This is a genomic window from Alterinioella nitratireducens (assembly GCF_013155465.1).
In the GTDB taxonomy this organism is placed as follows: Bacteria; Pseudomonadota; Alphaproteobacteria; order Rhodobacterales; family Rhodobacteraceae; genus Alterinioella; species Alterinioella nitratireducens.
Map to the genome: position 1 here is coordinate 141,886 of NZ_JABJVX010000005.1, position 12,089 is coordinate 153,974.

The 12,089-nt window shown below is 67.7% G+C and carries 11 protein-coding genes; all 11 read right to left on the reverse strand.

Translation table 11 applies throughout. From position 1 onward, the window contains the following. Positions 1–60 precede the first annotated feature (60 nt). The gene (locus HNS34_RS10395; protein ID WP_172320001.1) at positions 61–1,461 is read right to left on the reverse strand and encodes a TRAP transporter large permease; all 1,401 of its coding nucleotides are present in this window, start codon (positions 1,459–1,461) and stop codon (positions 61–63) included. A 2-nt stretch (positions 1,462–1,463) separates the two neighbouring features. Next, positions 1,464–2,111 carry a TRAP transporter small permease subunit gene (locus HNS34_RS10400; protein ID WP_172320002.1) on the reverse strand — a complete coding sequence of 216 codons (648 nt, stop codon included), beginning with the start codon at positions 2,109–2,111 and terminating at the stop codon, positions 1,464–1,466. A gap of 78 nt (positions 2,112–2,189) precedes the next feature. Beyond that, positions 2,190–3,203 (reverse strand): C4-dicarboxylate TRAP transporter substrate-binding protein, encoded by a 1,014-nt coding sequence (locus HNS34_RS10405; RefSeq protein WP_172320003.1) that lies wholly within the window; start codon positions 3,201–3,203, stop codon positions 2,190–2,192. Between the two features lie 126 nt (positions 3,204–3,329). Further along, positions 3,330–4,004, reverse strand: a complete 675-nt coding sequence (locus tag HNS34_RS10410) for a pentapeptide repeat-containing protein (protein ID WP_172320004.1) — start codon at positions 4,002–4,004, stop codon at positions 3,330–3,332. A gap of 3 nt (positions 4,005–4,007) precedes the next feature. Then, on the reverse strand, positions 4,008–5,159 hold the full coding sequence (locus HNS34_RS10415; protein WP_172320005.1) for an amidohydrolase: 1,152 nt from the start codon (positions 5,157–5,159) through the stop codon (positions 4,008–4,010). Further along, positions 5,156–6,487 (reverse strand): sigma-54-dependent transcriptional regulator, encoded by a 1,332-nt coding sequence (locus HNS34_RS10420; protein ID WP_172320006.1) that lies wholly within the window; start codon positions 6,485–6,487, stop codon positions 5,156–5,158. The genes HNS34_RS10415 and HNS34_RS10420 overlap by 4 nt, the downstream gene beginning before the upstream one ends. Beyond that, entirely contained in the window at positions 6,484–8,202 is a 1,719-nt protein-coding gene (locus tag HNS34_RS10425) for a sensor histidine kinase (RefSeq protein ID WP_172320007.1), read from the reverse strand. The genes HNS34_RS10420 and HNS34_RS10425 overlap by 4 nt, the downstream gene beginning before the upstream one ends. 73 nt (positions 8,203–8,275) lie before the next feature. Continuing rightward, positions 8,276–9,247 carry a sensor histidine kinase gene (locus HNS34_RS10430; protein ID WP_172320008.1) on the reverse strand — a complete coding sequence of 324 codons (972 nt, stop codon included), beginning with the start codon at positions 9,245–9,247 and terminating at the stop codon, positions 8,276–8,278. Continuing rightward, a complete protein-coding gene (locus tag HNS34_RS10435) occupies positions 9,232–9,909 on the reverse strand; it encodes a response regulator transcription factor (RefSeq protein ID WP_172320009.1) in 678 nt (225 codons plus the stop codon). The genes HNS34_RS10430 and HNS34_RS10435 overlap by 16 nt, the downstream gene beginning before the upstream one ends. Next, the gene (locus tag HNS34_RS10440) at positions 9,887–11,368 is read right to left on the reverse strand and encodes a DUF4153 domain-containing protein (RefSeq protein WP_172320010.1); all 1,482 of its coding nucleotides are present in this window, start codon (positions 11,366–11,368) and stop codon (positions 9,887–9,889) included. Before HNS34_RS10440 ends, HNS34_RS10435 begins: the two co-directional genes overlap by 23 nt. A 126-nt stretch (positions 11,369–11,494) precedes the next feature. Then, positions 11,495–12,076, reverse strand: a complete 582-nt coding sequence (locus HNS34_RS21000) for a hypothetical protein (RefSeq protein ID WP_328700509.1) — start codon at positions 12,074–12,076, stop codon at positions 11,495–11,497. Positions 12,077–12,089 lie beyond the last annotated feature (13 nt).

Genomic DNA, 12,089 nt, shown 5'->3' on the forward strand with positions numbered 1-12,089 from the left:
GAGATGAATTATTTTACTGTCGAAAATATATTCACGACCGAGGGGAGGTGTCAATGGGATCTACATCTGGCTCGGCAGCCAGAGCACGATCATCGGGAAGGCCACCAGCAGCGCGATGGTGATGGCGTCGGCGATGAAGAACGGCATGACGCCCTTGAACACGTCCTGCACCGTGATGTCGGGGCGCACGCCCGCGACGACGAAGCAATTGAGGCCGATGGGCGGCGTGATCAGGCAGAACTCGGCCATTTTCACCACCAGAATCCCGAACCAGATCGCGCACATCGGCCCCGACATGCCGAAGGCGCTGGCCTCGGCACTGACGTTCATGCCGCCATTCAGCGCCATGATGGCGGGGAAGACCACAGGCAGGGTCAAGAGAAGCATCCCGATCGCGTCCATGAACATGCCAAGGACGGCATAGGCCAGCAGGATCATGATCAGGATCAGCAGCGGCGCCATGTCCAGCGAGGTCAGCCAGTCCGAGAACGCGCCAGGCAGGTCGGCGAAGCCCAGGAAACGGACATAGATCAGCACGCCCCAGATGATTGTGAAAATCATGACCGAGAGCTTGGCGGTCTCCATAAGCGCGTCGCGCAGTTCCGGCCAGCGCATCCCCCGGTAGAGCGCCATCAGGAACACGATGAACGCGCCGATGGCCCCGCCCTCGGTCGGTGTGCCCCAGGCGTCGCCGCCAAAGGGGTTGTAGACGAAGAAGATGATGATCACGACCACCGCCACGATGGGCAGCGCGGGCGGCAGGGAGGCGAAACGCTGTTTCCAGGTGAAGCCGGTCACGCGCGGGCCGAAATCCTTGATGGTCAACGCCATGCCGATGATCAGCGCCGTATAGACGAAGGCCGAGAACACGCCGGGAATGAACCCCGCCAGCAGCAACGCGCCGACATCCTGTTCGACGATGATCGCGTAAATCACCAGGATCGCCGAGGGCGGGATGAGGCTGGCCAGCGTGCCCGCCGCCGCCACCACGCCGGCGGCGAATTTCTTGTCATAGCCGATGGCGAGCATTTCCGGAATGGCGATGCGGGCGAAGACGGCGGAGGTGGCCACGGACGCGCCCGACACGGCGGCGAAACCGGCGGTGGCGAAGACGGTGGACACGGCCAGCCCCCCCGGCACCCAGGCCATCCACCTTTTCGCGGCCTCGAAGAGCGCCTTGGTCAGCCCCGCGTGATAGGCGAGATAGCCGATCAGGATGAAGGTGGGGATGAGGCTGAGCGCCTGGCTGGAAATCTTGGAATGCGGCACCTGTCCGGCGGTCTGCACCGCGACGCCAAGCGCCCAGGTGAAGGCCTCGGGGTCATAGCCACGGCGGCTCCAGAAGATCCAGATCAGCCCGACGAGGCCCGAGATCCCGGCGGCGAAGGCCACGCGCATCCCGAGGATGACCGAGACCAGCATGAAGCCGGTCACGATGAGGCCGATGGTGATCGAATCCATGATCAGTGCCCCTTGTCGTCGTTATCGTCGCCGGTGACCGTCGCGGCCTCGAGTGCCGCCTGTGTCGCGGCATCGGCGATCAGGGGCACGCCGACGGGCCGCTCGGTGCCCTGCACGACGGCGCGGGCGTAGACGAAGACCTGCAACATCAGCCGCAGGCAGATGACCCCGAAGGCCACCGGCACGATCAGCTTGGCGGGCCAGATCGGCAGGCCGATATCCATCGAGCTGTCGCGGCTCCAGAGCGGTTGGGACATGTCGAAACTGCGCAGGAAATGCGCGAAGGTGCCCCAGACCAGAAGCATCATGAGGATGAGGATCAGAAGCGTCGTGGCAAGCTCGGCCAACCACAGCGCGCGGCCCTTGAGGTTGCCGACCAGCAGGTCCATGCGGATATGGCCGCCCTCGCGCTGCGTGTATGAAATGCCCATGAAGGCAATCAGCGGCATCGCCTGTTCGATCCAGTCGACATAGCCGGGGATGGGCTGGTTCAGCGCGTTGCGCCCGCCGACCGAGATCACGGCCAGAATCATCAACGCGAAGACCGCCAGACCGCTGATCAGGGCAAAGAGCTTTTCGACCTCCAGCAGGCCGCGATCCAGCCGGCTGACGGTGCTGTCATCGGTCATCACAAGGGATGCTGCGGCCATGACCGTCCCCCCTCCTTCATGTCACGTAAAAAAGATGCGCCCGCCCCGGTTTCGCACCGGGGCGGGCGCGGGCGGGCTTTACATGCCGCCCTCGGCGATCATGCCGGTGACGAAATCGTAGAGCTCCTGCGCGGGCAGGCCGCGGGCGGTGTTCTCTTCGATCCAGGCCTGCGCGGCGGGCTCGGCGGCGGCTTCGCGGAAGGCTTGCAGCTCCTCCTCCGAGAAGGTCACGCGCTCGATTCCGCGCTCGTCCAGTGCCGGGCCCCATGCGGCCATCGTCTGCTCGTTGTAATAGTCGATATAGTAGTCCAGCGCGTCATCGACCGAAGACATCAGCACCTCGCGATGCTCATCGGAGAGGGCGGCCAGCGCGTCGGAATTGACCACAACGGGGCAGTTGACCGTTCCGGGGTTGAGGTTGGTCGTCCACCATTCGCCGGTTTCGATGGTGCCGAAGGACATATGCGCATGCGGGGCAAAGCTGACGCCCTGCACCAGCCCGCCATCGAGCGCCTGGCGCACTTCGGTGGCCGACATGGAGTTGGGCACCGCGCCGATGGTTTCCATCGCGGCACCGATGCCACCCGTGGCGCGCACAGCCATGCCGTCGAAATCCTCCAGCGTCTGCGGCGCATCGCCGACACCGACGATATTGTATTGCGGCAGCGGCGAAGGCATCAGCAGCACCGCGTTCCAGCGCGCAAGATCGGCCACGACCGCCGGATGTTCATAGAGCGCCTGGCTGATCTCACGCTCCTGTTGCAGGTCGCTGACGCCCAGGAAGGGCAGTTCCAGCACCGTGATCGAGGGGTTCTTGTCGGCGTGATACCCGGCACAGAATTGCGCCATCTCGAAGGCCCCGATCGAGATCCCGTCCAGGTTCTCGCGGTTGCCGGAGAGGCCGCCATAGGAAATGTTCAGCGTGAATTCGCCATCGGTGCGCTCGTCCAGCAACTCGGCCAGGCGTTCGATATGCTCGGTGAAGGCGCGGCGCGAGCCCCAGACCGAGACATTCCATTCCGTGGCCAGCGCCTCGGCGGCAAAGCTGACGCTGATGGCCGTGACGGCGGTGGCGGTAAGCAGGTTTTTCATCGGATCCTCCCAAAATCCTGATTGTTGGATGGGGCGGAGTTTTCCATACCCGGTCGCGTTTGGCCATGAAGGATATCGCAAGGGCGCGTGGCGCGGGGCCTGCGGATTTCCGCGCGCGGCAGCGCGTCAGCCGACGATCAGGCCAAGCTGGCCGAGAAGGTCGGCGGCCTGGGATCTAGAGATCATGGCCCCGCGAAACCGCGCCGCGTCCCCCATCTTGACGCCGCCAAGATCGGCCCCGCGCAGGTCGGCCCCTTCGAACCGGGCCTCCGAGACCTCGACATCGCGCAGGCTGCAATCCTGAAACACCGCATCGCGGAAATCGCATTGCGTCAGGTCGGAGCCCGCGAAATTCACGCCCTGGATCATGCGGCCGCGCAAGGACAGACCGGACAGGCGCGCGACGGCCAGATTGCTGCCCGCCAGCGTCAGATCGGTTGCCTGGGTGCCGCTCATGTTCACGCCGAGCAGCTTGCAATCGGCAAATTCCACATCCGCGGCAATCATGTCCGACAGGTTGCCATTGCTCATGTCGCAGCCAATGACGCGGCATTGCATCAGCCGCGCGCCGCGCAGGATCAGTCCGGGGGCGTGGCAGGCGGTGAAGCGCACCTCCTCAAGGATAGCGTCGCTGGCCCGCGCGTTGTCGAGATGGCAGGCGTCGAAATGCCAATCGACCAGTTCCAGGTCGCAAAGGTCGATGTCGATCATTTGGCAGCCGGCCAGCGTGACGGGGCCGCCAGAGGCCGCGAGGGTCTCGATATCGTCGCGGCTGAGGCTCTGGTCGGTGATCTCGGGCATTGGCTATGCCCCTTCCGGCAGACGCGCGCGGGCAATGGCGGTGTGAACCAGCGCCCCGTGCAAGAGCGCCGCGTCGTTGAAATCATATGTCGGGCTGTGCAGCGGGGCTGACCCTTCGCCATTGCCGATGAAGGCAAAGCAGCCGGGAACGTGATCCAGAAACCGCGCGAAATCCTCCGATCCCGTCATCGGGGTGGGGCGCGTGGTAACCTGATCCGAGACCCCGGCGGCGGCCTGCATTACCGCGTCCGCAAGCTCCGCATCATTGATCAGCGGCACGAATTCGCGGGTGTAGTCCACCTGCGCCGCGATGCCGTGCTGCGTGGCGATGCCCTCCGCGATCCGCCGCATCTCGGCCTCGACGCGGGCCGACACCTCCGCGCTGAAGCTGCGCGCATCGCCCAGGATCCGCGCATGGCCCGGCAGCGCGTTGCGGGTGCCGTCGGTCAGCAGTTCCGTTACCGACAGAACCGCGATCTGGCCTGGGTCCAGCCGCCGCGACACGATGGTTTGCAAGGCCGTCACCAACGCGCAGGCGGGCACCATGACCTCGCGCACCGCATGCGGCATCGACGCGTGGCCGCCTTGCCCGGTCAGCGTGATCTCGAAGAGATCTTCGGCCGACATGATGGCTCCGGCGCGGGTTTCCAGATGGCCCAACGGCAGGCCCGGCATGTTGTGCAGGCCATAGACTTCCTGAAACGGAAACCGCGTCATCAGCCCGTCGGCCAGCATCGCCAACGCGCCCTGGCCCCATTCCTCGGCGGGTTGGAAGATCAGCCGCACGGTGCCGTCAAAGCCGCCCTCACGCGCCAGCAACCGGGCCGCGCCAAGCAGCATCGCGGTATGGCCGTCATGGCCGCAGGCGTGCATCAGCCCGTCGCGCGTCGATGCCCACGCTGCCCCCGTCGCCTCGGTGATCCTGAGCGCGTCCATATCGGCGCGCAAGGCAATCGCGCGGTTCGACCGCCCTCGGACAAGGGTCGCGACGACGCCGGTGCCGCCTACGCCCGTCGTCACCTTCCATCCCAAGTCGCGCAAGGTCTCGGCGACGACAGAGGCGGTGCGGCTTTCCTCGAAGCCAAATTCGGGCTGGCGGTGGAAATCGCGGCGCAAGGCGCGCATCCATCCCGTCAATTCATCGCGATCCGTCATAACAGCGCGTCCTTGTCCAACCCCAGCTTGACGATCTTCTCGTTCAGCGTCCGACGCCCGATGCCAAGCGCCTCGGCCACCGCGTCCATCCGGCCCTCATGCGCGCGCAGGGCCTTGCCGATCAGCTCCCGCTCGAACACGGCGACAGCTTCGCGCAGCGTGTCGGGCACATCCTCGGGCGCGTCCCTGGCCCGGATCGCATCGGCGACCGAGCCGCCCCCGCGCCGCGCCGCCAGCACCCGGCGTTCGGCCACGTTGCGCAACTCGCGCACGTTGCCGGGCCAGTCATGCGCCAGCAGCGCGGTCATGTCGTCATGGTCCAGCTCGGGCGGGGCAACCTCGTAGACGCGGGCGGAATGGTCCAGGAAATGGGTGAAGAGCAGCACCAGGTCATCGCGGCGCTGGCGCAGGGGCGGCAGCGTCAGCACGACGGTGTTGAGGCGAAAGAGAAGGTCCTGGCGCAGGTGCCCTGCCTCGACCGCCGCCCCGGTATCCTCGTTCGAGGCGGAAACAACGCGCAGGTCGATGCGCACCGGTCCGGGCGCGCCCGAGGGTGTGACCTCCTGTTCCTCGATCACGCGCAAAAGCTTGGCCTGAACCGGGGCGGGGCAGGCGCAGACCTCGTCCAGGAACAGCGTGCCGCCACTGGCCGCGACCAGCCTGCCGGTCGCTTCGCCCGCGGTGCCGAACATCTCGGCCTCGAAACGGTCGGCGGCAATGGCGGCGCAGTTCAGCGCCAGGAACGGCGCGTCCGCGCGCGGGCTGAGATCATGCAAGGCGCGCGCGACCAGTTCCTTTCCGGTGCCGGTTTCGCCTTGCAGCAGGACCGGCGCGGCGGTCGTCGCCATGTCCAGCACGTCGCGGCGCAGCGCGGCGATCTCGGGCGTGGTGCCAAGCAGGATCCGGTCCAGCCCCGACAGTTCCGCCAGCCGCGCGCGCAACCGGTCGGTGCCGCGCGCCATGCGGTGTTGCTCGGCGGCGTGGCGCAGGATGCTGAGCAGGCGGCGCGGATCATAGGGTTTCTCGACGAAGCTGTAGGCGCCTTCCTGCATTGCCTGCACCGCCATCGGGATGTCGCCATGGGCCGAGATCAGGACCACGGGCGGCGCGGTCGCGTCCAGCTTGGCCAGCAACTCCAGCCCCGACATGTCGGGCATCCGCACGTCGGAGAGGATCACGTCGGGGGCCAGTCCGGCCAGTCGGTCGATGACCTGGCTGGCGCGCGGCAGCGCCTCGACCCGCCAGCCCGCCGCCTCCAGCAGATCGACCAGCGAGGCGCGCATGGCGCGGTCGTCATCGACGATGAGGATACTGAACGGCGCGCTCATTCCGCCGCCGCCTGTGCCGGTTCCGCCAACGGGATTTCAACCCGGAAGACGGCCCCGCCGCCCGACCGGTTCCAGGCCCGCATCACCCCGTGATGTTCCTTGACGATCCCTGCCGAGATGGCCAGGCCAAGCCCCATCCCCTGCCCCGAGGCGCGGCTGGTCACGAAAGGTTCAGTGAGGTCCGAAAGGCTGGCCTCGCCCAATCCGTGCCCGCGATCGGCGGTCTCGACCCAGGCCGTGCCGCCGTCCGAGCCGAGCGTGACGGAAAGCGCGGGGTCACGGGCGCCCTCCATCGCGTCCAGCGCGTTGCGCAGGATATTGGTCAGCACCTGTTCGATGCGCAGCTTGTTGCCCTGCACCATGACGGGCCTGTCCGGCATATCGGTATCCAGCGCGACACCGTCCATGTTGGGCGCGACCAGGTTCAGCGCCTCCTGCACCGCGTCGCGCAGATCGACGGGGCCAAGCCGGTCCTGACCGGGGCTGGAGAAGAACTTGAGCTGCCGGGTGATCCCCTCCATCCGCTCGACAAGCCCGGTGAGGTTGGGCAGCACCCCTGCGCCACCGCCCAGTTCCGCCGCCGCCAGATGGTTGCGCATCGCGGTGATCGGCTGGCCAAGCTCATGCGTGACCGAGGCCGCGATCTCGCCCAGGGCCGCCAACCGGCTGGCGCGGGCCAGTTCGTCACGGGTGCGTTCCAGCCGACGTTCGGCGGTGCGGCGGTCCTCGATCTCGACGGCGAGGCGGTCATTGGCGAGGCGCAGCGCGGCCTCCTCGGCCTCGGAGCGGTTGAGCGCGGCGCGGATCAACCGGTTGCGGCGCAAGAGCACCAGCACGCCGATGCCGCCCGCGATGACCAGCGCCAGCACCGTGGCCAGCCAGCTTCGCGTCGTGACCGGCCCCAGCGAGGCGAAATAGTGCAATTCCCAGCCATGCGGCAGGTCGTGGCCGGTCAGGTGGATCACCTCGTCGCCGCCGATCCGCGCCCGCCCCGTGCCGTCGCTCTGCCAGTCCAGCAGGTCCAGCGTCTGCCCGCTGAACTGCCGCGCGTCCCGGATCGCGGCGCGTTGACCGGCCTGCAACGGGGCCAGCGTGCGGTAGCGCCATTCGGGGTCCGAGGCCAGCAGTACCACGCCGTCGGCATTGGCCAGCAGCACCTGTTCGCCGCCCTCGCGCCAGGATTGTTCCAGGTCCGACAGGTCCAGCTTGATCGCGATGACACCCTGCACCGTGCCATCCGCGCCGATCACCGGGTCGGCGATGAAATACCCCGGCAGGCCGGTGGTGGCCCCGATGCCGTAGAACCGCCCCTGCCCGCCCGCCAGCGCCTCGCGGAAATAGGGGCGGAAGCCGTAATTCTGGCCGACGAAGGAGCCTTCGGCCCCGGCGTTCGAGGCCGAGATCGTCAGCCCCTCTGGCGTCATCAGATAGATCGCGTCCAGCCCCGCCTCGGCGGCAAATTCAGCCAGCCGCGCGTCGAGCGTGTCGGTATCGGCCCCCTGCGCCGTGGCGAGCACGATCGGATCCTGCGACAGAACGAAGGTCAGGTGCGAGAACCGGTTCAGCTCCGCCACCACGGTGGAGCGGTAGAGCGACAGGCGGCCCTCGGCGCGGGTCACCTCCTCGGAGCGGAAATAGCGGCTCGACAGCAGGTAGGCCCCGGTGGCGATGGCCAGCAGCAGCAGGATCGACAGGAGGGTCCGGGTCGGTTTCAACGAGCGGCTCCGCGCAAGGGTGGCCAAGGTGATATCGGGTTTCGACCGCGATGCAAGGGTGGCGCCGGTCGCCTCATGCCGCCGCAAAGCGGATCACGAAGCGCGCGCCGGCGGCCTGGGACAGGGCCTCGATCCGCGCGCCATGGGCGGCCAGAAGGCTGGAGACGATGGCCAACCCCATGCCGGTGCCGCCCGCATCGCGGCGGGTGGTGTAGAACGGCTCGAATATATGCGGCAGGTTGCCGGACGAGATGCCGGGGCCGTTATCGGTGACGGTCAGGGTGCCATCGCGCGCCGCAAGGGTCACCGCATCCGCGCCCATTTCACGGGCATTGGCCAGCAGGTGCTGAAGCACGATCCCCAACCCCTTGCAAGCCAGCGGCAGAGGGGTCGTTTCGCCCGCGATGGTCAGCGTCAGGCGGCGGTGATCGCGCCGCAGGTCATCCGCCAGATCGGCCAGCGTGCAGGTTCCCCGGTAGCTTGCCTCGCGCGCCCGCATGACGTGGCGCAGCGCCTCCAACTGGCCCTCGATCTGCGCGCCGGCGCTGCGGATCTGGGTCACGAGGCGGCGGTCCTCGGCGCTCAGATCCTCGCTGTCCTCCAGCAGCTCGGTCGCCGCCGTGATCGCCGTTACGGGTGTCTTCAACTCATGCGTGACATGGTCGTTATAGCTGCGGATCGTCGCCTCGCGGTCTTGCAGGGTCGCGGCCATGTCGATGACGCTGACCCCCATCCGCGACAGCTCGCGCGTGCCGAAATGGGCGGGCGGCGCGGCAGGCTCATCCGGCGTGGCGCGTACCGATGCGGCATAGCCCGCCAGCGCCGTGATCGGGCGCAGCAACAGGCGCAGCAGCAGCCACCACAGCACCGCCGTCAGCCCCGCGATGATCAGCGCCAGCAAGGTGGCCGCGTTGCGAAACCCGATCTCAGGCCCGAGGAAGCGCAGCGCCACCAACCCAAGGAAGGACAGCGCCAATGTGCCCGCCAGCGCGCCGCCCAGAACCAGCCAGAGCGACGGGCGCCATTTGCCTACCTGCCCCGGCATGGCCCCATCCGCATCCCCACGCCATGCGCGGTCTCGATCCCGTCGGCGCAGCCCGCATCCGCCAGTTTCCGGCGCAGGTTGCGCAGGTGGCTGTCCAGCGTCCGGCCCGAAATGTCGCTGCCCGCGCCCCAGATCGCATCGACCGCCTGCGCGCGCGACAGGACGCGGGCCGGGTCGCGCAGGAGCAGCGCCAGAAGACTGCACTCGGTCGCGGTCAGGACCACGTCGCGCCCGTCGAAATCGCAGCTATGCGCCGCGACATCGAGGCTGAGGGCCCCGTGCCGCAGCACCCGCGCCGCGCCACCCGTGGCCCGTTTCAGGATCGCGTTCACGCGGGCCACCAGTTCGCGCGGGGAAAACGGCTTGGTCACGTAATCGTCAGCCCCCAGTTCCAGCCCCAGGACGCGGTCGATCTCGTCGTCGCGGGCAGTCAGGAACAGGATCGGCACGTCCGAGGTGGCGCGGATGCGGCGGCAGACCTCGAACCCGTCGCGTTCCGGCAGGCCGACATCCAGCACAATGAGGTCAGGCGCCTCGCGCGCGGCATGGGTGAGGGCGCGCTGTCCGTCGCCCGCCGTCACCACGGCGAAGCCTGCACGCTCCAGCGCGATGCTCACGAGCTCGCGCAGGCGGGCATCGTCATCGACCACGAGTATCTTCATACGCTCCCTCCCCCGCCGCCAGTAAACGCGCCACGCGCCAACTGCGAAAGCCCCAATCGCGCCAGCCGTCGATATGGGGCGCACGCGCGCAGGTCTGCCCCTGCAACGCCACGGCGGCCATCGGCGCGAGGGTACAGGCATAGGACAGGTCGACGCCGCGATCCTGCGACGGATGGGTCAGGTTATAGGCCGCGATGATCTGCGCGAAATTGATGAAGGCGCAGATGTAGAGCGTGACCAGCGCCAGCCCGCCACCGCGCAGCACCAGCCAGGCAGCGGGACGGCGCGCGTGGATGAACCAGCCGATCAGCACCAGCCCCACGGCCACCAGCCCCATCCAGATCGCCGCGTGAAGGCGCAGGTAGGTCAGGCCATAGACCTCGACATAGACCCAGAGCCGGTAGGCCGCCGAGGCCGTCAGCAGGACATTCTGCGCCAGCCAGATCATCATCAGCGCCGACAGGCTCTTCCGACCCCCCAGATGGGGCCGCGCGGCCAGCGCAAAGCCCCCCGCCAGCAGCGCCGTGACCAGCAGCGGATAGGCGCCGCGGCGGGCATAGGTGGCATGGCTCATCCCCTCGGGCAGCGGGCCGCCGCCCCAGAGCAGCGCGATATCCATCAAGGTTTGCAGCCCGAGCAGCAGGTTGAACACAATGAGCGCATTGGCGACCGAGGCGGTGTTGAAACCGAGCGTTGCGCGGGCGCGGGGGCGGTGGGGGCCGATGAACGGGGCGGGCGGCGTGAAGCTGAGGAACGGCCAGACGATCAGCGCCAGACCGGTCCAGAACATCAGGCGCAGCAGGGTTTCCTCGACATCCCAATCCTCGAACAGCGACAGGTCCAGCCAGCCCTCAAGCACCGGGTTGGCCTGCACCAGCAGCGACAGGAGCACCATCCCCCCGCCAAGCGGCACCGCCCAATTGAGCGCCAAGATGCGCCATTGGCCGGGGGCCGCGCGCGGGGATTTCCGATCCATCGCCCAGGCAATCCCGTCCAGCACCCCCGCAACCGGCAGCGCCGCCCAAAGCCGCAGCGCGCTGCACGCAAGACCACTGCGCCCGGCCCGCAGCCAGGCGATCGAGGTGATCAGCCCGCCCGCCAGCAGGAAAACGGAAAGGGCTTGCAGATGCTCGATGACGGGCAACCCGGCGACAAACATCAGCGCCGCGGGCCCGACCACGCCGCCCCGGTTTGGCAGCACGGCAACGCCGGCGGCAAAGATCGCGTAGGCGTAGAGGGCAAGGGACAGCCCGACATCATGCCCGTAGAACAGCAGGTCGCCAAGCGCCAGCAGCACGGCCAGCGCAATCGCGGCGCGGGTCAAGGGCGGGCGGCGGTCGGCGGCAACCGGGGCCGGTGGCGCGGGCGGTTTGACGGCGTCGGCCACTTCCTCGCTCAACCACCACGCATCGCGCAAAAGCCCGCGCGGCACGCCGCGCACTGTCATTGTCCCGATCATCCGTGCATCTCCTTGACGGTTTCTTTGCCCGTCAAGATGGCAGGCCGCCCGTGCAGAGCAGGCGCAGGAGATGTGCAGGTTTCGTGCAGAGGCTAAGGGGTCAGCGAAGGGGCGATGAGGAGGCGCCTAATAATCATGGACATGTTCCAGCCGCAGCCCCTGGTCGGCCAGCCCGCGCAGGGTCTCGTCAAGCTCCGTCACCGGCACCAACAGCAGGTGGCGGTAGTCGCCATAGCCCTGCCGCGCGAAACTGTGGATCGCATCCGGGTGGGTCGGCGCATCGGACAGTGCCGTCAGCATGATGTCGTCATTGCCCGCGATCTCGACAAAGCCCGCGCCCGCTTCGGCCATCTGCGCCAGCAACCCGGTGAGTTCGCGATAGCGCGGTGTCTCGATCTCCCATCCCTGCGCGCGCTCGGCGATGACGGTGACGCCCGGAAGTGCCTGCAGATCGGCGCGACCCATCCCCGTCACGATCATGCGCAGGGTCAGTTCGTCAAAGCCCACGCCCGCCACGGCGTCGGCGATCACCCCCGCATAGGCGGCTTTCACATTGTTCTCGATCCCCAGGGCAAAGGCCCGTTCCCGGTCGCGCAGCTGATCCGTCGCCGCCGCCTGCAACGCGTCGGCATCGCCCGCGAAGTCCCACCGATACCACGGCACCTGTTGCAGGAACGTGGCATAGCCCCGCGCCTGAGCCGCTGCCATCTCATCCAGCGGC